The sequence below is a fragment of the uncultured Clostridium sp. genome, assembly GCF_947036855.1.
GTDB lineage: Bacteria > Bacillota > Clostridia > Clostridiales > Clostridiaceae > Sarcina.
In genome coordinates this window covers 1-26408 of sequence record NZ_CAMQRY010000016.1, presented here as the reverse complement: position 1 = coordinate 26408, position 26408 = coordinate 1, and the positions used below count along the sequence as shown (strand labels likewise).

The window sequence follows — 26408 nt, the reverse complement described above, 5'->3', positions numbered from 1 at the left end:
TCACCACCCATTTTATGTTTTTCAATAAGTAGAACTTTAGCACCAAGTCCAGTAGCACCAGAGGCTAAAGTAAGTCCTGCACTTCCAGCTCCGATAACTATAAAATCAAAATTATACTTCATAATAAATACACATCCTTTTTATAAAATTTAGACAATTTAAGTGATGGGGTGAGAAAATTATATGCGTAGATTAAAACAGTTTATATTATTAGTTTTAGCAATAACAATAATATTATTATTTTTATTAATGTACCAATACAATGTGAATATAAAAAGTATTTTTACTGGTGAACAGATAAAAATATATATTTTATCATTTGGTATTATAGGACCATTAATAGTTATTTTAATTTGTATAATAGCAGAAATAACAACGATTATTCCAAGTTTTTTAGTTGTTTTTGCAGCAACAGCTATTTATGGATGGGAGATATCGGCTTTAATAACTTGGATAGGTTATACAATTGGAGCTGGTGTTGGGTTTATGATTGCTAAATTTTTAGGAAGAGAGTTTGTTGAAAAGTTAGAAGGTAAAGGAAAACTTAGTAAACTAGATAAGTTTTTAGGTAATGAAGGATTTAAAACTATATTTATAGCTAGATTACTTCCATTTATTCCTTTTAACTTGACGAGTTATTTAGCAGGATTAAGTTCAATTAGTTTTAAAAGTTTTATTCTAGGTACTGCAATTGGTCAAATTCCAGGAACTATAGCATTTGCAGTACTTGGTGAATTTTTCATTGGAGATATAAAATATGCATTTTTGGGAATAACTATATTTATATCTTTGATACTTATTTCAATGATGTTTAAAAAGAAATTTTATAAATAGTTAGGAGATGTACTTATGTTAGATACTAATGGAAGAAAACTTGCAGATTTTTCTATAAATACAGTAGCTAAAGGTTGTATAAAAATAAGGCTTACAGCCAATAATGTTACTTTTATAGCTCTTATAATAGGAGTTATATCAAGTATTTTAATTTATTTTGGATATAATATAATAGCAGTTATAGTTCTTTGGAGTTCTGGGCTTTTAGATTCAGTTGATGGAGCTATTGCAAGACTTACTAAGACTAGTAGTTTGTTTGGAACACTTATGGATATAACATTTGATAGAATTGTTGAAATATCTATAATTATTAGTTTAGCACTGTTACATAGGGAAAGTTTATTTAGTTTAATGTTACTTGCGTGTTCTATAATTATATCTATGACTATATTTTTAACAGTTGGGGCATTATCTGAAAATAATGGTAAGAAAACTTTCAGATATCAGGCTGGACTTATAGAGAGAACAGAAGCATTTATTTTCTTTTCTCTTATGATTTTATTGCCAACATACTTAACAGTTATTACAATAACTTTTGCCGTACTTATTTTTATAACAGCAATTCAAAGATTTTATGAGGCTTCTAAAATATTGTAATATTAGTGATAATTGAATAATAAATAGTAAATAATTTATTATGATGAAAAATAATTTCATTATAGTAGATTATTTTTTTAGAATTAAATTTATGAAATATGGCAAATAATAATAGTAATGATTATTTAGGGAGGTATTTTATGAATTTAGTAGATAGATTTCCAGAAAAGTTACCACCACAACATCAAGATGTTCATCCAGGGATAGAGGAGAATATGAATCCATTACCTATTTTTGAAATGGAAGGATATGATTATTCTTGTGGAAGGCTTAAAGATAAAGTTGCAATAATTACAGGTGGAGATAGTGGAATTGGTAGAGCAGTTGCGATTGCATATGCAAGAGAGGGTGCAAAGATTGTTATATCATATTTAAATGAAGATATTGATGCAAAGAAAACTGAGAGAATAATAAAAGAAAAAGGAGCAGAGTGTCTTTTGATTAAAGGTGATATTTCAGAGGAAGACGTTTGTAGGAATATTGTTTTTGAGTGTGTTAAAAAATTTGGAACTGTTGATATTTTAATTAATAATGCAGCAGTACAATATCCAAAAGATAATATATTTGAGATTGATGCACAGCAACTTGAGTACACTTTTAAGGTTAATGTTTTCTCAGCTTTTTATTTATCAAAAGCTGTTATACCATATATGAAGCTTGGTTCTTCAATTATAAATACTACATCTATTGTTGCATATAGAGGACATGAAACCCTTCTTGATTATTCTGCTACAAAAGGAGCACTTACTACTTTTACAAGGTCACTTGCTATGAATTTAGCAAGTAAAGGGATAAGGGTAAATGCAGTAGCACCAGGACCAGTTTGGACACCACTTATAGTTTCATCATTTAGTGCGGAGCAGGTTTCAAAATTTTCAGAAAATAGAGAGTTTTTTAGAGTAGCACAACCAGTAGAACTTGCAGAAAGTTTTGTTTTTCTTGCAAGTCAAGCATCATCATATACAACTGGTACAACTATACATATTGATGGTGGCAAAATTGTTAATTCGTAATTTAGTATATTTAGAAAAATAAAATGCGTAGCAAATTTTGCTGCGCATTTTATTTTAAATATTAAGTATAAATTTTTCCACTGCTTTTGCAACTCCGTTATTATCATTAGTATCTGTAATATATTTAGATACTTCTTTAATTTTATCAACGGCATTTCCCATAGCAATTCCAAGTCCAGCTTGTTCAATCATAGGGAAGTCATTCATTGCATCTCCAATTGTTATAACCTCTTCATTTTTAATTCCAAGATACTCAGCAAGTTTACTAACCCCTACAAATTTATTAGACTCTTTATTAAAGAACTCTAAGAAGTAAGGTGTACTTTTAGCTATGCTAAATATATCATAAACTTCTTTAGGTAAATGCTTCATCCCAGCATCTAATATAGAAGGCTCGTCTATCATCATAACTTTAACAATTATTTCATCATCAGGCACAGTATCAAAATCAACAATGCTTATATCAATACCATTAAGTTCTGCTTCAACATATGTATATTTACTATGTTTTGGAGTTATAAGACCTCTTTTTTCAGAGAAAGCATGTATATTAAGATTTAGTTCCTTACTTATTCCATAAAGATATTTAAGTTCTTTACCTGTTAGAGTAGTATTAGAAATTATTTCTTTAGATTTAGTTTTTTGAACTAAACATCCATTGTAACTTAAAACATAGTCATCATTAGAATTTAGTTCTAATTCGTTAACAAAACTCATAATTCCTTCTGTTGGTCTACCAGATGCTAAAACTATATAAACCCCTTTTTTTCTAGCTGCTATAAGTGCATCTTTAGTTTCTTTAGTTAATTCTTTCTTACTATTTAAAAGTGTTCCATCCATATCGATTGCTATTAATTTATACATATTATTAAACCCCCAAGTTTTATATTCTATAGTAATAGCTTATATCAATAAAAATTTTATATCAAGTAACTAAATGGTAAGCTATGCATTAAAAATAAAATTTGAGGTCAGAGTTTAATTTTATTACTAACTATAAGAAATAAATTTGTTGTATAATAAATATTAATTAAAAGAGATTAAGAAAAGGGGCAAGAAAGATATGGCAGTAAGTATAAAAGATGCGAAAAGAATAGTTGTAAAGGTTGGGACATCTAGCCTTACACATAAAAATGGTAATATAAATCTTGGGAGAATTGAGAGATTTGCAAGAGTTTTATCAGACCTTCAAAATATGGGGAAAGAAATAGTTTTAGTTTCATCAGGAGCAATTGGTGTTGGATGTAGCAGAATGGGACTTAAAGAAAGACCAAGTACAACAAAGGGAAAACAGGCGGCAGCTGCTGTTGGGCAATGTCATCTTATGAATATATATAGTAAGTTTTTTGCAGAGTATGGGCATGTTGTAGCACAAGTTCTTTTAACTAGAGTAGTTATTGATGATAAGAGAATGAGAGAGAATGTATGTAATACATTTGATACATTACTTGAGCAAGGGATTATACCTATAGTTAATGAGAATGATGCAATTTCAGTTGATGAGATAGAGAATTTATGTAATTTTGGAGATAATGATAATTTATCAGCTATTGTTTCGATTCTAACAAAGGCTGACCTTTTAGTTATTTTATCTGATATAGATGGATTCTATAATGGTGATCCAAGAAAAGATAAAAATGCAAAACTTATTACAGAGATTTTAGAAATTACTGATGAAGTTAGAGGATGTGCAGGAGATGCAGGTACAAGTTTTGGAACTGGTGGAATGAGAACAAAAATTTCAGCAGCAGAGAAAGTTGTAGCTAAGGGAATTAGTATGGTTCTTGCAAATGGAGAAAATCCAAGTATTTTAACTGAACTTTTAGTAGAAGATAAGAAAATAGGTACATTATTTGTTGGTAGAAAGGAGATTTAATATGAGTGAATTAATACGTAAGGGAAAATTAGCAAAAGAAGCAGCGTATGAACTAGGAATTACATCAACAGTTAAAAAAAATGAGGCACTGCTTAATATAGCAGATAAGCTTGTTCAAAGATGTGATGAAATTTTAGTTGAAAATAAGAAAGATACTGATATTGCAAAAGAAAAAGGGATAAAAGAATCTTTGCTTGATAGACTTCTTTTAACAGAAGATAGAGTTAAAGCTATGGCAGATGGAGTTAGAGATATTGTAAAACTTGAAGATCCAATTGGGGAAGTTACTTCAATGAAAAAAATGATGAATGAACTTAAAATTGGAGTTCAGAGAGTTCCACTTGGGGTTGTGGGAATTATATATGAATCAAGACCTAATGTTACAGCAGATGCAGCAGCTTTATGTTTAAAAACAGGAAATGCAGCACTTTTAAGAGGTGGAAAAGAAGCTATAAATTCTAATCTTAAAATAGTTGAGATTATAAAAGATGCAGTCAGTGAAGTTGGTTTATTAGAAGGAACAGTTCAAATCCTTGAAGATACATCAAGAGAAACTGCTAGTGAATTTATGAAGCTTAATGACTATTTAGATGTTTTAATCCCAAGAGGTGGAGCAGGTCTTATAAAGGCAGTAGTTCAAAATGCAACAGTTCCAGTGATTGAAACAGGGACTGGAAATTGTCATATTTATATAGATTCAGAATGTGATATACAGATGGGAAGAGATATAATAATCAATGCTAAAACATCAAGACCAGGAGTTTGTAATGCAGCAGAGTCAATGCTTGTCCATAAAGATATAGCAGAAGAGTTCTTACCACTTGCATTAAAAGAGCTTATGGAAAAAGGGGTTGAGATAAGAGGTTGTGAGAGAACTAAACAAATAGTTTCTAATATAACTCTTGCAAAAGATGAAGACTTTGGTACAGAGTTTTTAGATTTTATACTTTCAGTAAAAGTTGTGGATACTTTAGATGAAGCAATTAAGCATATAAATAAATATGGTACAGGACATTCAGAAGCAATAATAACAACGAATTACTTTAATTCTGAAAAGTTCCTACAAAGAGTTGATGCAGCAGCAGTTTATGTTAATGCTTCAACAAGATTTACAGATGGTTCAGAGTTTGGATTTGGTGCAGAGATAGGAATAAGCACACAAAAGCTTCATGCTAGAGGACCTATGGGACTTAAAGAACTTACAACAAGTAAGTATATAATCTATGGGAATGGACAAATAAGATAGTTTTAAATAGTAAAATCTCCATGTATTCAAATAATACATGGAGATTTTTTAGATTAAATATATAGTTAATATATTAGAAAGCTTCTTTAAGAATTTCTCTACTTACAGATGGAGTTAAATCTCCAGTTTCTGATAGAGTAACCATTCCATGATTTTCAAGAGCTTTAACAATATCCTCTATTTGTTCTTCTTTAATATTATAATCAGATAGTCTAGTTTTTACTCCAAGACTTTCAAAGAAGTTTCTAGTTTTTGATATTGCAAGGATAGATCTCTCTTCATCAGTTCCTTCTGTTATATTCCAAACTCTTTCTGCAAATTGAGCAAGTTTAGCTTTTTTCTTTTCAAGTCTAACAGTCCAGATAGCTGGTTGAAGAATTGCAAGAGTTTTAGCATGGTCGATTGCAAACATAGCTGTAAGTTCATGACCTATCATATGACAACTCCAATCTTGAGGAACACCTGAACCGATTAGTCCATTAAGTCCCATTGTTGCACACCAAACTAGGTTAGCTCTCATATCATAGTTAGTTTTATTAGCTAAAGTCTTAGGTCCAACTTCTATTAATGTTTGAAGTATACCTTCAGCAGTTCTATCTTGGAATCTTCCTTCAGCAGGGTAAGTTACATATTGCTCACATACGTGAATAAATGTATCAATAATACCATTTGCAACCTGAGTATCAGGAAGTGACATTGTAAGCTCTGGGTCAACAAATGAGAATTTTGGGAATACTAATAAGTTTCTGAATGAAAGTTTAGCATCCTCAACACAAACCACTCCACCACAGTTCATTTCTGAACCAGTAGCTGGAAGAGTACAAACAGTTCCAAGTGTTATTGCTTCAGTTATATCAAGGTTATATTTATTTTTGCTTACTAATATATCCTTAGCATCACCTGTGTAGGCATTAGCAAGTGCTATAAATTTAGTTCCGTCCATAACAGAACCACCACCAACAGCTAAAAGAAAATCAATTTTTTCATTTTTAACTATTTCAACGGCTTTCATTAAAGTATTATACTGTGGATTTGGCTCAATTCCACCAAATTCAAAAACAGTCCTATTTTTAAGTCCAGCTAAAACTTTATCTAAAGTACCAAACTTTTTAACAGAACCACCACCGTAAGTTACAAGTACTCTAGCATCTGCTGGTACAAGCTTATCAAGGTCGGCAAGTCTATCCTTTCCAAATACTATATGTGTTGGGTTATAAAAATCAAAATTATTCATAAAATAATCCTCCTAAAATTTTCGATTACTGATTTTGCAAAATTATATTGCGTCAAATTATATTTTAAGTATATACTCTATTAGTGTGCTTTATATGTAGAAAAATATTAAAATTTAATAACAAAAAAAATAATATTTTATAAAAAGGTTATAAATATGATTAAAATACTAGGAATTAAAGTGGAAAAACATGATAATTAATAATTAAATGATTAATATAATATTAAAATATTAAAAAAAATCAAATTATTAGATGAAAATAATTTTCAATTGGGAGTTGACAAATTATTAGATAAGAATTATTATTAATACATAAGGTTGCTACAACAAATTGCAATCACACAGAAAAGAAATTTAGAATTTAAAATATATAGATAAAATTTTAGGAGGTAATGATTATGTCATTAATAAACAAAGAGGTTTCAGAATTTAAAGTAGATGCTTACCAAGGTGGGAATTTCACACAGGTATCATTAGAAGATATGAAAGGTCACTGGTCAGCAGTAGTATTCTACCCATGTGATTTTACATTTGTATGTCCTACAGAGTTAGAGGATTTACAAGATAACTATGCTAAATTCCAAGAAGTTGGATGTGAAGTTTACTCAGTATCAACAGATACACACTTCGTACACAAAGCTTGGGCTGATGCTTCAGAAACTATAGGAAAAATTAAATATCCAATGTTAGCAGATCCAGCTTTCGTATTATCAAGAGATTTTGATGTACTTATAGAAGAAGAGGGTGCAGCTTTAAGAGGAACATTTATAGTATCACCAGAAGGAAGAATCGCTGCTTATGAAGTAAATGATTTAGGTGTTGGTAGAGATGCTTCAGAATTATTAAGAAAAGTACAAGCTTGTCAATTCGTTGCAGAGCACGGAGATCAAGTGTGTCCAGCTAAATGGAAACCAGGACAAGATACATTAGTACCAAGTTTAGATTTAGTAGGTAAACTATAATATAAAAAATTAGGATGCTGTCAATGGCAGCATCCTTTTTAATTAAAAATGTATTGAGAAATATTATCAAACAATTTAATAATTTGAAATGTTTGATAATATTTTTGAATTTGAAGTTAAACATAAGAGGAGGAATTAATTATGGAAAAGATTTATGATTTAGTTATTATTGGTGGTGGACCAGCAGCATTATCAGCTGGGGTTTATGCAGGAAGAGCTAAAATGAGTACACTTATTTTAGAAAAAGAAAGATTTGGTGGACAAGTTACTACAACAGCAGAAATAGTAAACTATCCTGGAATAAGAGAAACAACAGGGCCAGCTTTAATGGAAGATATGAGATTACATGCTGAAGATTTTGGTGCTGAGTTTAAAGTTGCTGAGGTTTTAGAAGTAAACTTAGAAGGTGATGTTAAAAGTTTAAAAACTTCTGTTGGAGAAATTAAAGCTAGATCAGTAATTATTGCAACAGGAGCTTCTCCAAGAAAACTTGGATTTAAAGGTGAGAAAGAGTTTACAGGAAGAGGAGTTGCATACTGCGCTACTTGTGATGGACAATTCTTTGAAGGTCTTGAAGTATTTGTTGTTGGAGCTGGATTCGCTGCCGCAGAGGAAGCAATGTTCCTAACTAAGTATGCTAGAAAAGTTACAATTATAGCTAGAGAGCCAGAATTTACTTGTGCTAAATCAATAGCAGATAAAGTTTTTGAACATCCAAAAGTTGAAGTTAGATTTAACACAGAAGTTCTTGAAATAGATGGAGCTGAAATGGTTGATAGAGCTAAGTTTAAGAATAATGTTACTGGTGAAGTAACAGAACATTTTGCAGATAAAAAAGATGGAAGTTTTGGTGTATTTATATTTGTAGGATATGCTCCAGCTACTGAATTATTCAATGGTAAGATTGAACTTGATAGAGGGTATGTTATTACAGATAATGATATGAAAACTAATGTTCGTGGAGTTTATGCTGCAGGAGATTTAAGAATTAAGAACTTAAGACAAATCATAACAGCAGTTGCAGATGGAGCTATTGCAGCAACAGATGCAGAAAAGTATGTTATGGAAGAGAAACATAGACTTGGAATTAAAGAAGAAGAAAAAGTTGCTATAAAGAGAGAAGTTAAAAAAGAAGAGCCTAAAGCACAAGTTTCATCAGGAAATGGAAGAAGTGCACTTTTAAATGATGCTTTAAGAGGTCAAATAAAAGGTGTTCTTGATAGAATGGAAAAAGAAGTAACTCTTGTTTCAATAGTTGATGAAAGTGATTCAAAATCAATAGAACTTAGAGATTTAGTTTTAGATATAGCTGATTTAGGTGATAAACTTAATGCAGAAATCTATAAAAAAGGTGAAAAACCAGAACTTGAATTAAAAATTCATGCTAATAAGTTCCCAATTGTTTCATTCTTAGACTTTGAAGGAAATTATAGTGGAGTTAAATTCCATGGAGTTCCTGGTGGTCATGAACTGAACTCATTCTTACTTGCTATATACAATTTAGCAGGTCCAGGTCAAGCTGTTGCAGAAGAGACTATGAATGAGGTTAAAGCTTTAGATAAAAAAGTAAATGTTAAGGTAGCTGTTTCACTTGCTTGTCATGTATGCCCAGAGGTTGTTGTTGGAGCACAGAGAATTGCTATAGAAAATGAAAATATAGAAGTTGAAATGTTAGATATATCTTTATTTAAAGATATTAAAGATAAATTTAAAGTTATGAGTGTACCTGCTATCATTGTAAATGATGATAAAATATACTTTGGTGCAAAGAAAATTGAAGAAATTGTTAAATTGCTTAAATAGGATTTAAAAACCTTATTAAATAAAATTACTAAAGAAGATGATTATCCGAGTGATAATCATTTTTTTTATGGTTAAATTTGAAATAGTATAATAGAATGGAATTAATTGTATTTTAATGAAGGGGAAATAGAAAAATTTATATTAAATAGTTAATGTGAGATAAATAAGACATAAATTAGAATTATAATAGAAACTAGATAAAATTATAATTATGAGAAGGAGATTTGTTATGTATAAATTAGTAGCGATTGATATGGATGGTACATTACTTAATAGTGATAAGAAAGTTTCAGAAAGAAGTAGACAAGCTATAGAAAAAGCAGTTGAAATGGGTGCTATGGTTGTAATTTCAACAGGTAGAGGATTTACAGGGATAGAAAATCATTTAAATGATTTAGGACTTAACAAAGATGGACAGTATGCTTTAACTATGAATGGAGGAGCAGCTTATAATTGCTTTACAAGAGAGCCATTAACTCAAATAGGTTTAAAGGGACAAGACTTACATAAAGTATATGAGCTTAGTAAAGCACTCGGTGTTAAGATTCAAGCATATACATTAGATAAATGTTTAGCTGAGGCAGAGAGTGAATATACAGCTTTTGAAAGGGAACATATTGGTACTGAAATAAATATTATAGATTTTTGTAAGGATATTAAAAAAGATGATGATATAATGAAAGTACTTCTTATGGAAGAGCCTAGCATTTTAGATGAAAAGATAAAACTTATACCAAAAGAGATAATGGAAGAGTATAATGTTGTAAAAAGTCTTCCAATGTGTCTTGAAATATTGAATAAATCTTGTAATAAAGGTATAGGATTAAAAGAGCTGATAGAAAAATTAGGTATTTCTAGTGATGAAGTTATAGCTATTGGAGATGAAGGTAATGATTATGAAATGATTGAGTTTGCAGGTCTTGGTGTTGCAATGGGTAATGCCAATCCTAGGATTAAAGAAATTTCAAATTATATAACAGATACAAATGATAATGATGGAGTGGCAAAAGTCATAGAAAAATTTATTTTAAATAAATAATTAGAGTATAAAGGAGATTTGGGATGGGATTACAGGTCAAGGGACTTACTAAAAAGTTTAAAGATTTTATAGCTGTTGATGAGATTACTTTTAATGTTGAAGATGGTGAAATTCTTGGGTTACTTGGGGAAAATGGTGCAGGAAAAACAACAACGTTAAGAATGATAGCTACAATGCTTAAAACTTCTGCGGGGACGGCTATTGTTGATGGATTTGATGTAAATAAGAATCCAACTGAAGTTAGAAAAAGTATAGGAATTCTTTTCGGGGGAGAAGTTGGAATATATGATAGACTTTCTGCTAGAGAAAACATAACTTATTTTGGACAACTTTCAGGAATGACTAAGAAAGAAATTAATGAAAATATGGAAAAGCTTATCGTAGATTTTGAAATGCAGGAGTACATTGATAAAAGAGCAGGAAAGTTTTCAAGAGGGATGAAACAAAAAGTTTCGATAGCTAGAAGTATAATTCATAATCCAAAGGTCATGTTATTTGATGAGCCAAGTACAGGGCTTGATGTATCAGCTACAAGAGCAGTTCAACAATTTATTTTAAATTGTAAAAAAGAGAATAAAGCAGTTATTTTATCAAGTCATAGTATGTATGAAGTTGAGAGACTTTGTGATAAAGTTGCTATTATTAATAAAGGAAAAATTATTGATATAGGAACAATTCAGGAGCTTAAAGATAAGTATAATGAACAAGATTTAGAAGAGTTATTTATTATGCTAATTGGCGGAGGTAACTCTAATGAATAATATGACATGGATAGTTTTTAAAAAAGAGATAGTAGATTTATTTAGAGATAGAAAGGCATTTTTAGGTGCTGTAATTCTTCCAATATTTTTACTGCCAGTAATGATGTTTATTCTTGGTGGTTCTGCTGCTGCTAGTAGTAATAGTGTAAAGGATGGACTTAGAGTTTCAATTGTTGGTGAAGCTAATTCAAGTCTTGGACAACTTTTATCAAAAGACCCTAATGTTCAAATTATAAAAACAGATAAACCAGAGGAAGCACTACAAAATGAAGAAATATATCTTTATTTAGATATTCCACAAAATTTTGATAAAACAATTAATAGTAAAGAAGGAACTGCTAATGTGAAAATTTACTATGATAACACAAGTCAAAAATCTCAAATTGCTATGGCAACTATTGAGGGAATAATAAATCAGTATAATGAAGCAGAAGTTGGAGGAAGACTTAAAGCACTTGGAGTAAGTGAAAGTCTTTTAACACCTGTTAATGTTGATAGTATTGGAGTTGGAGTTAAAAGTGAAACAGAGGCACATGCTCTTCAACTTATAGCAATGCTTTTACCTATGTTTGTTCTAGTTTATGCAGCTCAAGGTGGAATGGCAGCAGCAACAGATTTAGCCGCTGGGGAAAAAGAGAGAGGTTCACTTGAACCACTTTTAAGTACAAGAGCTAGTAGAGCATCAATTCTTATGGGGAAACTTTTAGCTATAACTGTAATGGGAATATTATCGACCATATCAGGATTTATAGGTCTTATGGTTTCAATGATTGTGCCGAACAGTTTGCTTATGACAGAAGGTGGAATAGTATTACAACCAAAAGCTATAATTGTAATAGCTGTACTTGCAATACTAATTACTTTAAGTTTTAGTGCATTACAACTTGCTATAAGTGTTTATGCTAAGTCATTCAAGGAAGCACAAACTTATCTTGGATTCTTAACATTTGCACCAATGATAATTTCATATGGAACTATGTATCTTGATGCTAGTGGAATGGGCGTATTACTTTATAACATTCCAATATTAAATGCAGTTCTTGTTATGAAAGAAGCTATATTTGGAATATATGACCCAGTACATCTAATTCTTACATTTATTTGGTCTATAGTTTATATAGTACTTGCTTTAGTTTTAGCCAAGTATATGTTTAATAGAGAAGAAGCTTTATTTAGAAGCTAATATATTTTAAGAGGTGTGTAAAAGCATCTCTTTTTTTAGCTTGTAAAAGTTTTTATGATTTACAAAATATTTAAGTTTTTGATATAGCTGTGGATAACTTTTAAAAAAGATATCCACAGCTTTAGTTATTTAAGAAAGAATTAAGAATTCCTTTATAATATATTAAGTAATAATTTATATAATGGATTAAAGGATAAAAAAATGGGGGAATAGATATGATTTTTGCCAGTGGATTATTTTTAATTATAGGTCTTTTAGTACATGCTTTTAAAAAATATTCTTTGATTTCAGGCTATAATATGATGAGTGAGAGTGAAAAAGAGAATATAGATATAGTAAGTGTTTCGAAAATTATGGGATATTCTATGTATTTTTTAGCGGTAGTATTTTTTCTTACTTCATTTTTAGCCAAGAAGTATCCGAATGTAGAAATGATAGCAGTGGTAGTACTTTTTATAACAATAGTTCTTATGATTGCTAAATTACAGAAATATGATAAAAGAGAAGATAAAAGTGAAAGTAAGGTAAAGTGGTTTATATTAGCTATTCCAATGATTATAATAGCTATAACATTAAGTGTTGTTACTGCTAATACAAAAATAGAAGTTGGTGATAGTGGTATAAATATTGCAACTGCTAATATAGAGTATAGTGAAATTACAGAAGTGAATTTAATTGATGAAGTACCTACTTCAAGAAAAATTATAGGTGGTGGAATTGGTACAAAGAGAAAAGGTACTTATGATGTTGAGGGATATGGTAGGTGTCAGCTTTATACAGATATAAAATATGGTACAACAGTTGTTTTAAAAACTAAAGAGAAAATATTTATATTTAATTTAAAAAATGAGGAAGAAACAAAAACAATTTATGAAAGCTTAATTAAAAAAATAGGTGAAAAAAATTAGATTAATTAAATTAAGAGGAAGCATTGTTTATAAAACAACGCTTCCTCTTTACAAGACTTTTTACAGAAATTATGATAAAATTTTATTAATGATAAGAGTTTATTTAAGGAAATTTGAAAATATTTAAGGGATAAAAAACAAAGGAGAAATATAATAATGAGTATTATTATTACGGATTTACAAAGCTATGAAGAGCATAAAAAAAATAGAAAAGTTCCTGAGAAAAAAGGATACTTAGTATTTAAAGAGCATAATTATTATTTTTCTACTAAGCCGATTACTAAGGAAGTTTTTAGGTTTACAGATGATGAACTAAAAGAGGTTTATGATGATAAAACAAATAAATCTAGTTTTATTCAGTCCACTAAAGAATTATTAATATATGATTTTAGCAAGGGAAAACTTTCAAGTCCAAAGAAAGATTTTGAAAAGAATAAAGCTATTCCTTGTGTACTTTTAACTAATAAATATGAGGAAGAAAAAAAGAGGCAGGTAGGACTAAGTTCAACATTTGCTTTTATAAAAATTCTTATAACGCTTATTATATTATATTTTTTAAGTTTATTTCCTAGTGGAGGATTTACTAAATTAGGTATATCTATGATAACAGGGCTAAGTGGTTTGATTTTTTTTGTTAGTATTTTTATACTTATTATTACAGGCATATTAGTATTTTATTTTAAATATATGGATAAGCTATTGATAAAAAAAATTATATCTGTGTTTGAATAAAAATTACTTTAAAAATGAATAAATTAAGAACTAGCTAAGCTTGTGTTTAGCTAGTTTTTTTGCAGTTTAATCTTAAAAATGAAGTAAAGTACTAATAATGACTTGAAAAAATGAATTTCCTTGTTAAGTTTGTGTAGAATAATGTCAAAAAAAGCTTAAATATAAATTCTTTTAATAGTAGATTAGTGTGTAAATAATGTATAATTAAATAAATGAGTAATATAAGTATCTATTATGATACAACGAAATGGTGATGAAATTTTAATATAAATGGAGGTATTTCCATGTCAAAAAAAATTGATAATGTGTTAAGAGCTGTTAGAGATATTGAAGTTAAAAATGGTCAAGCTGTAACAGCTGGTGATGTAAGTGAACATATGAATCTTGATAGAGCTAATGTTAGTAGATATTTGAATATGTTATATAAAGAAGAAAAACTTGATAAATTAGATGGAAGACCTGTTAGATATAGTGTAGGGGAAAGAGAATCTGAAATAAATAAAAGTAGTGAGGTTGAATGTTTAAAGTCTTGTAATGAGGTTGAAAGTGTTGAGTGTGGGAATAGTCTTGATGTATTAATTGGTGCAGAGAGTTCACTACAAGTGGCTATACAACAAGCTAAGGCAGCAATTTTATATCCACCTAATGGATTACATACAATAATTCTTGGAGAAACAGGTGTTGGTAAATCTATGTTTGCAGAGGCAATGTATGGATTTGCTAAAGAAACTAATATTTTAAAAGAAAAAGCACCGTTTATAAGATTTAACTGTGCAGATTATGCAGATAATCCACAACTTGTTATGGCTCAAATTTTTGGAGTGAAAAAAGGGGCGTTTACAGGTGCAGATAAGGATAAAGATGGACTTTTAAAAAAAGCTGATGGTGGAATTTTATTTTTAGATGAAATTCATAGATTATCTCCACAAGGACAAGAAATGCTATTTACATTTATAGATAAAGGAGTTTTTAGACCTCTTGGTGAAACTGAAACTCAAATTAGTGTTAAGCTTCAGATTATAGCAGCTACAACTGAAGACCCTAAATCGTATCTTCTACAAACTTTTACAAGAAGAATACCAATGACTATAATTCTTCCGCCTCTTAGAGAAAGAAGTCTTAGTGAGAGATATGATTTATTAGATGCATTTATAAAAGAGGAGTCTGCAAGACTTAGTGAAGGAGTTTATTTTAATAGAAATGCACTAGCTTCATTTTTATTATATGATTGCAATAATAATATAGGGCAACTTAAAAGTGATATACAGTTATCTTGTGCAAAAGCATTTTTAAATTTTAAAAGTGGTAGGAAAAATATTATTTTAGTTGAGCAGTCAGATCTTCAAAATTCGGTTAAGAGAGGAATAATGAGGCTTCAAGACAGAAGAGGTGAAATTGATAAATTATTTAAGCATATAGGAGATATTATTTGTTTTTCAAATGATGAAGTATGTGGAATATATAATGATAAGAACATAGACACTAATATAGGAAGTGAAAATTCAGAACAATTTTATTCAATGATAGAAAATAAGCTTAAAGTACTTAAAAATCAGGGGCTTAATAACAATGAAATTGATGATATTTTAAATATTGATATAGAAGGTTATTTTAGAAAGTATATAAATAATCTACATGGAAGTTTTAGAAAAGATGAAATTTCTAAGATTGTTGATGAAAAAGTAGTAGATGTTGTAGAAGAATCTTTAAACTTTGCAGAAAAAGAACTTGGAAGAGCATTTGATGAAAAAGTTTATTTTGGACTGGCACTACATCTTCAAGGCAGTATTGAAAGAATTATAAATGGAAATGAGATTTATCACCCAAAACTTAATAAGGTTAGAACTGAGTATAGTAAAGAATTTATGGTAGCAATGAAGATTGCTAAAATGATAGAGGATAAATTCAATATTGTAATATCTCTAGATGAGATTGGATATATTACAATGTTTTTAGCTACTGATACAGACAAATCAGAAAAGGAAAATGATGATAAAGTAGGAGTTCTTGTAATCATGCATGGAAGAGCTACTGCTACAAGTATGGTTGAAGTTGCAAATACTTTAATTGGAGAAAATCATGTTGAGGCTTTAGATATGCCACTTGATATGAAAGCAGAATTTATGTTTGAAAAAGTTAAATCTAAGATAAGTGAAATGGAAAAAGGTAGGGGTGTTATAATACTTGCTGATATGGGTTCTTTAGTTAATTTTGGTGATATGATTAAAGAGGATATAGGAATTGATGTAAAAACTGTGGATATGGTTAGTACACTTGCAGTAATAGAAGCAGGAAGAAAAGCTTTAAATGGTAGAGATTTAAAGTCTATATATGAATCGTGTTCTGATATGAATAAGTATGGACTTAGATATGTTGCAGAAAAGGAAGAGAGAAGAAATCTTACAATACTTACAACTTGTTTTACTGGTGAGGGTTCAGCAGAAAGACTTAAATTATTTGTAGAGGAAAAGCTTGTTAATATAGATAGAGTTAATGTTATACCAATGAATATACTTGATAGAGAAAAATTTCTTGAGAATTTACAGGATATAAAAAGAAATAATAGAGTTTTAGCTATTGTTGGAACTGTAGATATGGAAGTTGATAATATACCGTTTATATCAGGTGCTGAAATATTTATGGGACAAGGACTTATAAAACTTAATAATATGGTTAACTCAGAAGTTGAGTATACACAGATAGCAGAATCATTAAAGACACAGATTAAAGATGTTGATTCATATGAACTTGTGGATAATATAAGACTTGCGATAGTAGATATTGAAAGTAATTTAAGTTTATTTATTGATGAAGATGCTAAAATGGGAATGCTTATGCATATAGGGTTCCTTATTGATAAAATTAGAAAAGGAAGAAAAGAAACACCATTTGTTGGGCTTAATGAATATAGATCTGATAAAAGTAAGGAATTTATAATGGCGAATAAGAGTTTTAAGTTACTAGAATTACAATACCAAATAAATATTGGGGATAATGAAATTGCATTTATTGTGAAAATGATATTAAATAATAGCATTTCTAATTAAAAAAATTCATAGTGTGTTTATAAGTGTGTTCAAAAAAATAGTGTGTAGTAAAATACACACTAAATTGTATAGTTTAAGTATCAAAACAAATGGCTTAAATACTAGATTATAGGTATAAAAAAATGTTATTTGTGTAAAAATAAACTTGGCACACAAATTGCTTTATATATAAGCATAGTTAAAAAGAAGTTAAAAAGAAATAAATAAATGAAACGAAAGTTTCACAGGAGGATTTTACAGATGAAAAATATATTATTAGTATGTTCAGCAGGAATGTCAACAAGTTTATTAGTTACTAAAATGGAAGCAGCAGCAGCAACAAGAGGAATCGAGTGTCATATAGAAGCAGTAGCAGAAGCAGATGCAGCAAACAAAGTAGATAACGTAGATGTATTATTACTTGGACCTCAAGTAAGATTCTTACTTAAGAAATTCCAAGGTTTAACAGAAGGTAAAAATGTACCAGTAGAAGTTATTGATTCAATTTCTTACGGAACAATGAACGGAGATAAAGTATTATCAAGAGCTTTAGAGTTAATTGGTTAATATTTAAATAAAAGTTTAGTTAAAATTATATAAAAGGACGTGAATTTAATGGAAGAAATCATCATGAATCTAATCATTCACAGTGGGGAAGCTAGAAGTTACGCTATGGAAGGTATGTCATTAGCTAAAGAAGGCAATGTTGCTGGAGCTAGAGAGTTAATCCAAAAAGCATCAGAAGAACTAGGAGAAGCACATAAATCACAAACTGCTTTAATCCAAGGTGAAGCTGGCGGAAACAAAACAGAAGTTTCATTATTACTAATACATGCACAAGATCACTTAATGACTTCAATGACATTAAAAGACTTAGCATCAGAAGTAATAGACTTACATGAGAAAATAGATAATAAGTAATAACTATAGAAAGCTCTAATATGCGTATTAGGGCTTTCTTCATAGGTATTTAAGATATAAAGGTGGGGAAAATTATGAATTACATTATAGGTGTTGATGGTGGTGGAACAAAAACTGAAGCTGTTGCTTATGATTTGAATGGTAATGTTTTAAAAATTACATTAACAGGTTTTGCAAACTTACTAAACAATAAAGATGAAGCTCTAAAAAATATAGAAGATGCTATAAAAGAGTTAACTTCAGTTTATGGACTAGAAAGTTTAAAAGGTTTATATCTTGGAATAGCTGGTTCAGAGTCAAAAGAAAACCAAAAACTTATACAAGAACTTGCAAATAAGTTCCATAAAGATTCAGTAGTTATGAATGATGGAGAACTTGCCTTAAAAGCTATGCTTGAGGGTGAAGATGGAATATTAACTATTGCAGGAACTGGTTCTATATCATTTGGAGTTCATGCTGGTAAAAGTGTTAGATGCGGAGGTTGGGGTCATCTTTTAGGAGATGAAGGTTCAGCATATAAGATTTCTATCGAGGCAATAAAAAGAATGATATTTGAAAAAGATAACAGACTTGAAAGTTCAAAGCTTACAAGAAAATGTATGGAGCAATTAAAAATAACTAATATAGATGATGTTATACCATTTGTTTATACATCAACAAAAGATGAAGTTGCAAAACTTGCACCAATAGTTTCAATGCTTGCAGAGGCAGATGATGAAATTTCGCTTTCTATAATGAGAGAAGAAGGACTTGCACTTGCTAAAACAACAGAAAACACATATAAAGCTTTAGGGTTTGAAAAATGTTCAATAGGTCTTGTTGGTGGAGTTATAAGAAAAAGTAAAATAGTAAGAGAAGTATTTGAAAATTACTTAGCAGAGAATATAAATGTAATTTCATATGTTGATGCAGAAGTTTCAGCAGCAAAAGGTGCTTACTATATATATAAGAAAGTAAATAAATAAGACGGTAAAATAAATTAGACAATAGGAGTGATTTTATTATGAGAAGACTTGGAATATCAGTATACCCTACAAAGGATAATATACAAGAAGTTGTAGACTACGTACATTTAGCAGGGAAATATGGCTTTAAAAGAATATTTACTTGTTTAATATCAGCATCAGAAAGACCTTTAGATGAAGTTATAGCTGAGTTTAAAATAGTTCTTAAAGCTGCAAATGAAGAGGGAATGGAAGTAATAGCTGACCTTGACCCAACAGTATTTAAAAACTTAAATGCTTCAATCACAGATTTAAAAGTATTCAAGGATATGGGACTTTCAGGAATCAGACTTGATGCTGGATTTAGTGGATATGAAGAATCAATTATGTCATATAACAAATTTGATTTAAAAATTGAGCTTAATGTAAGTAATGGTAATAAATATTTAGAGAATATACTTTCATATAGTGCAAACAAAGAAAATATATATGGATGTCATAACTTTTATCCTCATGTTTACACAGGGCTTGAGTATGAGCATTTCATAAAATGTAGTAAGCAATATAAAGATCAAGGAATAAAAGTAGCTGCATTTGTTAACTCAACAGCTGCAACTCATGGTCCTTGGCCTGTATCAGAAGGACTTTGTACTCTTGAAGAGCATAGAGATATGCCAATAACTGTACAAACTAAACATTTATTTGCTACAGGATTAATTGATGATGTTATAATAGCTAATGCTTATGCTTCAGAAGAAGAACTTAAAGCTTTAAGTGAATTAAATAAAACAATGATAACTCTTGATGCTAAAGTTTATGAAGAAACTTCAGAGCTTGAAGAGAAAATTATATTTGAAGAGCACCACTTTAATAGAGGGGATATATCTGCATATATGATAAGAAGTACACAAAGTAGAGTTAAGTATAAAGGTGAGAAATTCCCACCTAAAAATACACAGGATATAAGAAGAGGAGATATACTTATCGATTCAGATTTATATACAAGATATGCAGGTGAACTTCAAGTTGCGATTAAAGATATGAAGAACTCAGGTAAAACAAGTATTGTTGGAAGAATCTCAGAAGATGAAATATTCTTATTAGATTACATCACACCTTGGATGAGTTTTGGATTTTCAAAAGAAAAATAATTAGAAAATAATCTAATTTATACAATACACAGAGTCTATATAGCTATTTAAGGTTATATAGGCTCTTTTTGTTTCTAAAGAGTAAAGTTTATAAACTCTAAATTAATAATATTACCGATTTATCATTAAAATATTAATAGAGTTAACAGAATGTAATTTAATATACTCTTTTATTGATAGTGTGCATAAAAATAGCCTGAAAAAATGAAGAACTGTGTAAAATTTTGTCGAATAACAAATGGCTTGTTTACTTGCTTTATAAAGTAATTTAAATGAAATTGAGTAAAAATAAGACTTGGCACGCATATTGCTACTATATATTGATATAAGAAGAAAGAAATAAAAAATTACTTTCAAGGAGGTAAGCGATATGACTAAGAAGTTAAAAATAGTTACAATTGGTGGAGGTTCAAGTTATACACCAGAACTTGTAGAAGGGTTTATTAAAAGATACGAAATATTGCCAGTAACAGAGTTATGGCTTGTTGATATAGAGGAAGGTAGAGAGAAACTTGAGATAGTTGGAAACCTTGCAAAGAGAATGGTTAAAAAAGCAGGAGTCCCGATGGAGATTCATATAAGTTATGACAGGAGAGAAGCTTTAGTAGATGCAGATTTTGTTACAACTCAAATGAGAGTAGGACTTTTAGATGCAAGAGTTAAAGATGAAAGAATTCCTTTAAGTCATGGAGTTATAGGGCAAGAAACAAATGGAGCAGGTGGAATGTTTAAAGCATTTAGAACAATTCCAGTAATTCTTGAGATAGAGAAAGATATTGCAAAACTTTGCCCAGATGCTTGGCTTATAAACTTTACTAATCCAGCAGGAATGGTAACAGAAGCTCTTAATAGATATGGAGCAAGACAAAATGGAAAGTATATAGGACTTTGCAATGTTCCAATAGGAATGGAAATGGCAGCAGCTAAAGTTTTAAATGTAGAACATAAGGATTTAAATATGACTTTTGCAGGTTTAAATCATATGGTATTTGGAACAAAGGTAGAAGTTGATGGAGTAGATAGAACAAATGATTTAATAGAAGCATTAGCAAATGGTGAAATTGGTCAGATTGTTAGAAATATTTCAGATTTTTCTTGGAATGCAGAATTTATTAGAGGACTTGGAATGATACCTTGTCCATATCATAAATATTATTATCAAAGAGAAAAGATGTTAGCAGAAGAACTTAAAGAGTTTGCTAAGGGGCAAACAAGAGCTGAGATTGTTAAAGGGGTTGAGGGCGAATTATTTGACCTTTATAAAAATCCAGACCTTGAAGATAAGCCAACACAACTTGAAAAAAGAGGTGGAGCTTACTATAGTGATGCAGCTTGTAGACTTATAACATCAATATATAATGATACAAATGATATTCAACCAGTAGATTTTAGAAATGGTGATTCAATATCAGATATTGATGAAGATTCAGTAGTAGAAGTTTCGTGTGTGATAACAAAAGATGGTCCAAAGCCACTTAAAATAGGGGAGTTACCACTAGCAACTAAAGGACTGATTCAAGAGATTAAAACATTTGAAAGATTAACAGTGGAAGCAGCAGTTGAGGGTAATTTTGAAAAAGCTGTACTTGCACTAACAATAAATCCACTTGTAGCATCAGATTCACTTGCTAAAACCTTAGTAGAAGAATTATTAGAAGCTCATAAGGAATACTTACCACAATTTAAAGAATATTTTGAAAGAACTTCAAAATAAATTAGTTCCGATTACGATTGATAAAGATTAATAATATACATGGTGAAAAGAGATGACTTAAAAAAATGACAACTTAAGGGGGAAATACAAATGCAAAAGTTTTTTGATTTAATGGAAAAGTACTTTGTGCCACATGCGGCAAAGATAGGTTCACAAAGACACTTAGTAGCAATAAGAGATGGATTTGTAACAATAAGTCCAATCATAATGGCGGGGGCATTTGCTACATTACTTAATAATATAGGATTTGAATGGTATCAGAATTTTATGAATTCAATACTTCCAGCTAACTGGAAAGATTTTGGTGGGGCAATCTCAGCAGGTTCGCTTGCAATCATGGCAGTTCTAGCATCTTGTACAATAGCTTATCACTTAGCTAAAGGATATGGAAAAGATGGGCTTGGGGCAGCAATGTTATCATTAGCTTGTAATATGTTATTATTTGCACCAACAGCTAATGGAAATCTTCCAATGACTTATCTTGGTGGGTCAGGATTATTTGTAGCAATTACAGTAGCGCTTCTAGCAACAGAAATATTTGTTAAACTTAGTAGTAGTTCAAAGTTTATAGTTAAAATGCCAGAGGGTGTACCTCCAGCAGTAGCAAAATCTTTTGCAGCTTTAATACCAACAATAATGATAATAGCAATAACAGCTATGGTTAAATATTTATTTACTAATGTTGGAGTAACAGACATACATGAAGCTCTGTTTAATATAATCCAATCACCACTTCAACATGTAATAGGAAGTGTTTGGGGAATGATTGCATTAGTTCTTATTCAACAACTTTTATGGTTCTTTGGACTTCATGGTTCAAACATATTAGCTCCAATTATAGGTGCAGTATTATTACCACTTACACAAGCTAATATGACAGCAGCGTTAGCAGGAGAAGCTCCACTGCATATCATAAATAGTCAATTCCTTGATTCATTTGTTAACATGGGTGGTTCAGGAACAACAATAGCACTAATATTAGCAATATATATTGGTGGAAGAAAGAGTAAAACTCAAATGATGATAGCAAAACTTGGTACAGCACCAGGAATGTTCAATATAAATGAGCCGGTTATATTTGGAATGCCTTTAGTACTTAATCCAATGTACTTCATACCATTTGTAATGGCACCACTTGTATCAGGATTAATAGCTTACTTTGCAACAGTTGCAGGAATTATGCCTATTGTAACTATCCAAGCATCTTGGACAACACCTCCAGTTCTTGGAGCAATACTTTCAACTAACTCAATAATGGGTGGAGTTGTAGCAGTGTTCTGTATAATAGTTTCAATATTCATTTACCTACCATTTGTAAAAATGGCAGCAAAGCAAGAAGTATAATAGAAAGTTAAAAAAGAACCAGCTCATTTGAGTTGGTTCTTTCTTTAAGTATTTTTAAATCACAGGTATGTATCTAAAAATTGAAATAGTCTTAAAGTCTATTATTTGCCATAAATTTATCAAAAATAATATCATCAGATAAATGTTCATTCTCTTGCTCATGTTTTTTAGCTTCTCTTTTAGCCTCAATTTTTTGATGATGTTGTTCTCTTTTTTTATCAATTTCTTTTTGATGTTCTTTTCTTTCAGAGTCTCTTTTTTCAGCTAAAGACTCTCTATCGGCAGGTCCCATACCAAATTGTATTTCATCTCTTATTATTTGAGCCTCTTCAAAATCTTCAAGCTTATGTCTGATTAAGTCTTCTTCTTTGTGTATTATATCAATAATTTTATCTTTAAACATAAATTAACCCTCCTATTATATAGTCATTATGCTTTTATATTATATTAAAAGATAATTTTTAAAGTAACAAGATTCTTACAGGTAAAAGGAAGATAGACTTTCAAGATTTAGTATATGATAAGTAATTTGAAAAAAAACATAAAATGTGTAGAGTGTGTAACGTAGATTCATAATAAATTAATATTACACAGTTAATGTGTAAGTAAAATTAATAAGATGAATGGCTTATTAACTAGATTTACAAAGTTGAAATAAAGTTAACAAATTTGGCATGATATTTGCTAGTAATATATATATAAAAATTAATAGCAAGGAATGTGTGTATTTATTTGAAATCTGTTCTAGTTAGATAGAATATTTTAAAATGAATTTGGTGAAAATGTTTACTCAATGTAAAATACTTACTTTACATAATATATAAATGCTATTAAAATAATATGACGTCTAATTACATTAAATTAGTGTTTACAAAAGAAAAAAATAGGAGGAATCAGTAATGGAAAAATTCGTAGCAGTTATTGAAAAATACCTTATACCAGTTGCTGGTAAAATAGGTGGAGAAAAACACCTTGGTGCTATAAGAGATGGTTTCATTGGTATTATACCAATAATCATGGCTGGAGCATTTGCTATATTAATTAATAACTTTGGTCATATCTGGGGCGGTTATGATACAGTAATGGCTGATGTATTTGGTCATGCTTGGAAATCAGCACCAGGAGCAGTATGGAATGGTTCGTATGCAATCATGTCATTACTTGTTTGTTTTAGTACAGCTTATAACTTAGCTAAAACAAGAAAATCTGATGGACTTGCAGCAGGACTTGTTGCAGTTGCAGTACTTATTATATTATTCGGGGACTTAGGAAAGAATGTAAGTTACCTTGGAACAAATGGTTTATTAATGGGGCTTGCAGTAGCGCTTATCGTTGCAGATGCAATGGCGTTCTTACTAGGAAATCCTAAACTTGTATTTAAAATGCCACCTGGTGTACCACCAGCAGTAGCAAAATCATTCGCATCATTATTCCCATCATTAATAATTATGGGTATTGCAGGAATTATACAAGGTATTTGGGGAGTACTTATGACTGAAAGTATACCTAAATTCTTATATCTTATCATTCAAGCACCACTACAAGGTGTAGTAGGTAGTCTTGGTGGAGCACTAATTCTTGTATTTGTAATTCAAATATTATGGTGGTTTGGTCTTCATGGATCAAATATGATGTTACCTATTATTAACGGTATACTTTTACCACTAACAATAGATAATATGCATAGAGTAAAAGAAGGATTAGCACCATTATATATTGTAAATGACCAATTCTTAAACTCATATGTATTCTTCGGAGGAGCTGGAGCTACATTATGTCTTATGATTGCTATGATTATAGTTAATGCAGTAAGAAAGAAAAAGAAAAGTCAGGTACAAATGGCTATTACAAAACTTGCTATAGTACCAGGAATATTCAATATAAATGAGCCTATCATATTTGGTCTTCCAATATGTTTAGATGCTATTTATATGATACCATTTATTATAGTGCCACTTATTAACGTAGTAATTGCTTACTTCGCAATGGCATGGCATATTGTACCTTTAGTTCAATTAGAGGTTACTTGGGTAATGCCACCTATTATTAGTGGATTCTTTGCAAGTACTTCATGGCTTGGTGCAGTATTAGCGATTGTATTAATGATTATAGATGTACTTATCTATATACCATTTGCATTCGCAGCAGCTGATAGAGATTTTAAAGTTACAGAAGCAGCAATTGCAGCAGAAGGAAATAAATAATAAATTGAAATATAAGATGGATTCACTTTCGAGTGAGTCCATTTTTTATATAAAATATTATTTGACGGGAACTTAGTTAATTCTAAGTTCTTTTTTTGCGTATAAAACCCAATGAATACTTTAATTATAACTATGTTGGAAAGAAATACAGAAAATGTTTACTTAAATAGTTAATTTAAGTTGATTTAAAATTTTCTTCATATTTTGATAATTGAATATACAAATGTTTAGGTTAAAGTATAGTTAAAATATTCCAAGAGTTATTAAGGCGTTAATTAATGAGGGGGTTAAAATATGGATAATAAAAAGATATTTCCAAAAGATTTTTGGTGGGGAAGTGCAACATCAGGTCCGCAATCAGAAGGAGATTTTAATAAACCACATAAGAGTGTATTTGATTACTGGTTTGAGATAGAACCAGAGATTTTCTTTGATGGAGTTGGTCCAAAGGTAGCATCTAATTTTTATAATAGTTATAAAGAAGATATTGCTATGCTTAAAGAAATTGGACTTAATTCATTTAGGACATCTATTCAATGGACAAGACTTATAAAAAATTTAGAAACAGGTGAGCCAGATGCAGATGCTATAAGATTTTATAATGGAGTTATAGATGAGTGCATTAAAAATAAGATTATTCCTGTTATAAACTTACATCATTTTGATTTACCAGTTGAATTATATGATAAGTATGGTGGATGGGAATCAAAACATGTAGTTGAGCTTTTTGTAAAATTTGCTGAAACTGCTTTTAAGTTGTTTGGTGATAGAGTTCATAATTGGACTACATTTAATGAGCCGATAGTTGTTGTTGAGGGACAATACTTATATGAGTTCCATTATCCAAAAGTTATAGATGGGAAAAAAGCTGTTCAAGCTATGTTTAATATAAATCTTGCATCAGCTAAGGCAGTTA

25 protein-coding genes are annotated in these 26408 nt (G+C 30.0%); 21 read left to right on the top strand and 4 right to left on the bottom strand.

Annotated features, from left to right (window positions below):
* The coding region (locus tag Q0V15_RS03530) for an FAD-binding protein (RefSeq protein WP_297436064.1) at positions 1-122 on the bottom strand (122 nt) is incomplete at its 3' end.
* A 61-nt stretch (positions 123-183) separates the two neighbouring features.
* On the opposite strand from Q0V15_RS03530, the gene Q0V15_RS03525 reads away from it, so the two are divergent.
* From Q0V15_RS03525 to Q0V15_RS03515, 3 genes are all read left to right on the top strand, one after another.
* Complete coding sequence (locus Q0V15_RS03525; RefSeq protein ID WP_297436062.1) at positions 184-834, top strand: TVP38/TMEM64 family protein; 651 nt, start codon at positions 184-186, stop codon at positions 832-834.
* 15 nt (positions 835-849) lie between these two features.
* Entirely contained in the window at positions 850-1431 is a 582-nt protein-coding gene (locus Q0V15_RS03520) for a CDP-alcohol phosphatidyltransferase family protein (protein WP_297436060.1), read from the top strand.
* Between the two features lie 140 nt (positions 1432-1571).
* Positions 1572-2444 carry an SDR family oxidoreductase gene (locus tag Q0V15_RS03515; RefSeq protein ID WP_297436059.1) on the top strand — a complete coding sequence of 291 codons (873 nt, stop codon included), beginning with the start codon at positions 1572-1574 and terminating at the stop codon, positions 2442-2444.
* Between the two features lie 54 nt (positions 2445-2498).
* Here the strand turns inward: Q0V15_RS03515 and yidA are convergent, their stop codons facing one another.
* The gene (gene yidA / locus Q0V15_RS03510; protein WP_297436057.1) at positions 2499-3308 is read right to left on the bottom strand and encodes a sugar-phosphatase; all 810 of its coding nucleotides are present in this window, start codon (positions 3306-3308) and stop codon (positions 2499-2501) included.
* 199 nt (positions 3309-3507) lie between these two features.
* On the opposite strand from yidA, the gene proB reads away from it, so the two are divergent.
* Both proB and Q0V15_RS03500 read left to right on the top strand, forming a co-directional pair.
* Positions 3508-4320: a glutamate 5-kinase gene (gene proB, locus Q0V15_RS03505; RefSeq protein ID WP_297436055.1), complete on the top strand. Its 813-nt coding sequence runs from the start codon at positions 3508-3510 to the stop codon at positions 4318-4320.
* Between the two features lies 1 nt (position 4321).
* Entirely contained in the window at positions 4322-5566 is a 1245-nt protein-coding gene (locus Q0V15_RS03500) for a glutamate-5-semialdehyde dehydrogenase (protein ID WP_297436053.1), read from the top strand.
* Positions 5567-5639: 73 nt separating this feature from the next.
* On the opposite strand, the gene Q0V15_RS03495 is transcribed toward Q0V15_RS03500, so the two are convergent.
* A complete protein-coding gene (locus Q0V15_RS03495; protein WP_297436051.1) occupies positions 5640-6800 on the bottom strand; it encodes an iron-containing alcohol dehydrogenase in 1161 nt (386 codons plus the stop codon).
* Positions 6801-7198: 398 nt separating this feature from the next.
* On the opposite strand from Q0V15_RS03495, the gene ahpC reads away from it, so the two are divergent.
* From ahpC to Q0V15_RS03425, 14 genes are all read left to right on the top strand, one after another.
* Complete coding sequence (gene ahpC, locus Q0V15_RS03490; protein ID WP_297436049.1) at positions 7199-7762, top strand: alkyl hydroperoxide reductase subunit C; 564 nt, start codon at positions 7199-7201, stop codon at positions 7760-7762.
* Between the two features lie 141 nt (positions 7763-7903).
* The gene (locus Q0V15_RS03485; RefSeq protein ID WP_297436047.1) at positions 7904-9565 is read left to right on the top strand and encodes an FAD-dependent oxidoreductase; all 1662 of its coding nucleotides are present in this window, start codon (positions 7904-7906) and stop codon (positions 9563-9565) included.
* 229 nt (positions 9566-9794) lie between these two features.
* Positions 9795-10604, top strand: a complete 810-nt coding sequence (locus Q0V15_RS03480; RefSeq protein WP_297436045.1) for a Cof-type HAD-IIB family hydrolase — start codon at positions 9795-9797, stop codon at positions 10602-10604.
* A gap of 23 nt (positions 10605-10627) precedes the next feature.
* Entirely contained in the window at positions 10628-11365 is a 738-nt protein-coding gene (locus tag Q0V15_RS03475; RefSeq protein WP_297436043.1) for an ATP-binding cassette domain-containing protein, read from the top strand.
* Complete coding sequence (locus tag Q0V15_RS03470; protein WP_297436041.1) at positions 11358-12548, top strand: ABC transporter permease; 1191 nt, start codon at positions 11358-11360, stop codon at positions 12546-12548. Before Q0V15_RS03475 ends, Q0V15_RS03470 begins: the two co-directional genes overlap by 8 nt.
* Positions 12549-12763: 215 nt before the next feature.
* Positions 12764-13456, top strand: coding sequence for a DUF3784 domain-containing protein (locus Q0V15_RS03465; protein WP_297436040.1), 693 nt, complete (start codon positions 12764-12766; stop codon positions 13454-13456).
* Positions 13457-13612: 156 nt separating this feature from the next.
* A complete protein-coding gene (locus Q0V15_RS03460; protein WP_297436038.1) occupies positions 13613-14188 on the top strand; it encodes a hypothetical protein in 576 nt (191 codons plus the stop codon).
* Positions 14189-14472: 284 nt separating this feature from the next.
* Positions 14473-17235, top strand: coding sequence for a sigma 54-interacting transcriptional regulator (locus Q0V15_RS03455; protein WP_297436036.1), 2763 nt, complete (start codon positions 14473-14475; stop codon positions 17233-17235).
* Between the two features lie 240 nt (positions 17236-17475).
* Positions 17476-17781: a PTS sugar transporter subunit IIB gene (locus Q0V15_RS03450; protein ID WP_297436034.1), complete on the top strand. Its 306-nt coding sequence runs from the start codon at positions 17476-17478 to the stop codon at positions 17779-17781.
* Between the two features lie 48 nt (positions 17782-17829).
* A complete protein-coding gene (locus Q0V15_RS03445; protein WP_297436033.1) occupies positions 17830-18135 on the top strand; it encodes a PTS lactose/cellobiose transporter subunit IIA in 306 nt (101 codons plus the stop codon).
* 74 nt (positions 18136-18209) lie between these two features.
* Positions 18210-19100 carry an N-acetylglucosamine kinase gene (locus Q0V15_RS03440; protein WP_297436031.1) on the top strand — a complete coding sequence of 297 codons (891 nt, stop codon included), beginning with the start codon at positions 18210-18212 and terminating at the stop codon, positions 19098-19100.
* A 38-nt stretch (positions 19101-19138) separates the two neighbouring features.
* Positions 19139-20230, top strand: coding sequence for a DUF871 domain-containing protein (locus Q0V15_RS03435; protein ID WP_297436029.1), 1092 nt, complete (start codon positions 19139-19141; stop codon positions 20228-20230).
* A gap of 370 nt (positions 20231-20600) precedes the next feature.
* Positions 20601-21944, top strand: a complete 1344-nt coding sequence (locus Q0V15_RS03430) for a 6-phospho-beta-glucosidase (RefSeq protein WP_297436026.1) — start codon at positions 20601-20603, stop codon at positions 21942-21944.
* 90 nt (positions 21945-22034) lie between these two features.
* The gene (locus tag Q0V15_RS03425) at positions 22035-23288 is read left to right on the top strand and encodes a PTS sugar transporter subunit IIC (protein WP_297436024.1); all 1254 of its coding nucleotides are present in this window, start codon (positions 22035-22037) and stop codon (positions 23286-23288) included.
* A gap of 91 nt (positions 23289-23379) precedes the next feature.
* Here the strand turns inward: Q0V15_RS03425 and Q0V15_RS03420 are convergent, their stop codons facing one another.
* Positions 23380-23691 carry a hypothetical protein gene (locus Q0V15_RS03420; RefSeq protein WP_297436023.1) on the bottom strand — a complete coding sequence of 104 codons (312 nt, stop codon included), beginning with the start codon at positions 23689-23691 and terminating at the stop codon, positions 23380-23382.
* A gap of 496 nt (positions 23692-24187) precedes the next feature.
* Between Q0V15_RS03420 and Q0V15_RS03415 the strand changes: the two genes are divergently transcribed.
* Together Q0V15_RS03415 and Q0V15_RS03410 are read left to right on the top strand one after the other, a co-directional pair.
* Entirely contained in the window at positions 24188-25492 is a 1305-nt protein-coding gene (locus tag Q0V15_RS03415; protein ID WP_297436021.1) for a PTS sugar transporter subunit IIC, read from the top strand.
* A 294-nt stretch (positions 25493-25786) separates the two neighbouring features.
* The coding region (locus Q0V15_RS03410; protein ID WP_297436019.1) for a glycoside hydrolase family 1 protein at positions 25787-26408 on the top strand (622 nt) is incomplete at its 3' end.

Excerpts from the sequence above, each read along its gene's own strand:
- Q0V15_RS03460 (WP_297436038.1), top strand. The coding sequence starts at position 13,613 with ATGAGTATTATTATTACGGATTTACAAAGCTATGAAGAGCATAAAAAA.
- Q0V15_RS03515 (WP_297436059.1), top strand. The coding sequence starts at position 1,572 with ATGAATTTAGTAGATAGATTTCCAGAAAAGTTACCACCACAACATCAA.
- ahpC (WP_297436049.1), top strand. The coding sequence starts at position 7,199 with ATGTCATTAATAAACAAAGAGGTTTCAGAATTTAAAGTAGATGCTTAC.
- Q0V15_RS03525 (WP_297436062.1), top strand. The coding sequence starts at position 184 with ATGCGTAGATTAAAACAGTTTATATTATTAGTTTTAGCAATAACAATA.
- Q0V15_RS03485 (WP_297436047.1), top strand. The coding sequence starts at position 7,904 with ATGGAAAAGATTTATGATTTAGTTATTATTGGTGGTGGACCAGCAGCA.
- Q0V15_RS03450 (WP_297436034.1), top strand. The coding sequence starts at position 17,476 with ATGAAAAATATATTATTAGTATGTTCAGCAGGAATGTCAACAAGTTTA.
- Q0V15_RS03435 (WP_297436029.1), top strand. The coding sequence starts at position 19,139 with ATGAGAAGACTTGGAATATCAGTATACCCTACAAAGGATAATATACAA.
- Q0V15_RS03500 (WP_297436053.1), top strand. The coding sequence starts at position 4,322 with ATGAGTGAATTAATACGTAAGGGAAAATTAGCAAAAGAAGCAGCGTAT.
- Q0V15_RS03480 (WP_297436045.1), top strand. The coding sequence starts at position 9,795 with ATGTATAAATTAGTAGCGATTGATATGGATGGTACATTACTTAATAGT.
- Q0V15_RS03420 (WP_297436023.1), bottom strand. The coding sequence starts at position 23,691 with ATGTTTAAAGATAAAATTATTGATATAATACACAAAGAAGAAGACTTA.
- Q0V15_RS03475 (WP_297436043.1), top strand. The coding sequence starts at position 10,628 with ATGGGATTACAGGTCAAGGGACTTACTAAAAAGTTTAAAGATTTTATA.
- Q0V15_RS03440 (WP_297436031.1), top strand. The coding sequence starts at position 18,210 with ATGAATTACATTATAGGTGTTGATGGTGGTGGAACAAAAACTGAAGCT.
- Q0V15_RS03430 (WP_297436026.1), top strand. The coding sequence starts at position 20,601 with ATGACTAAGAAGTTAAAAATAGTTACAATTGGTGGAGGTTCAAGTTAT.
- Q0V15_RS03495 (WP_297436051.1), bottom strand. The coding sequence starts at position 6,800 with ATGAATAATTTTGATTTTTATAACCCAACACATATAGTATTTGGAAAG.
- Q0V15_RS03425 (WP_297436024.1), top strand. The coding sequence starts at position 22,035 with ATGCAAAAGTTTTTTGATTTAATGGAAAAGTACTTTGTGCCACATGCG.
- Q0V15_RS03445 (WP_297436033.1), top strand. The coding sequence starts at position 17,830 with ATGGAAGAAATCATCATGAATCTAATCATTCACAGTGGGGAAGCTAGA.
- yidA (WP_297436057.1), bottom strand. The coding sequence starts at position 3,308 with ATGTATAAATTAATAGCAATCGATATGGATGGAACACTTTTAAATAGT.
- Q0V15_RS03415 (WP_297436021.1), top strand. The coding sequence starts at position 24,188 with ATGGAAAAATTCGTAGCAGTTATTGAAAAATACCTTATACCAGTTGCT.
- Q0V15_RS03520 (WP_297436060.1), top strand. The coding sequence starts at position 850 with ATGTTAGATACTAATGGAAGAAAACTTGCAGATTTTTCTATAAATACA.
- proB (WP_297436055.1), top strand. The coding sequence starts at position 3,508 with ATGGCAGTAAGTATAAAAGATGCGAAAAGAATAGTTGTAAAGGTTGGG.
- Q0V15_RS03465 (WP_297436040.1), top strand. The coding sequence starts at position 12,764 with ATGATTTTTGCCAGTGGATTATTTTTAATTATAGGTCTTTTAGTACAT.
- Q0V15_RS03455 (WP_297436036.1), top strand. The coding sequence starts at position 14,473 with ATGTCAAAAAAAATTGATAATGTGTTAAGAGCTGTTAGAGATATTGAA.
- Q0V15_RS03470 (WP_297436041.1), top strand. The coding sequence starts at position 11,358 with ATGAATAATATGACATGGATAGTTTTTAAAAAAGAGATAGTAGATTTA.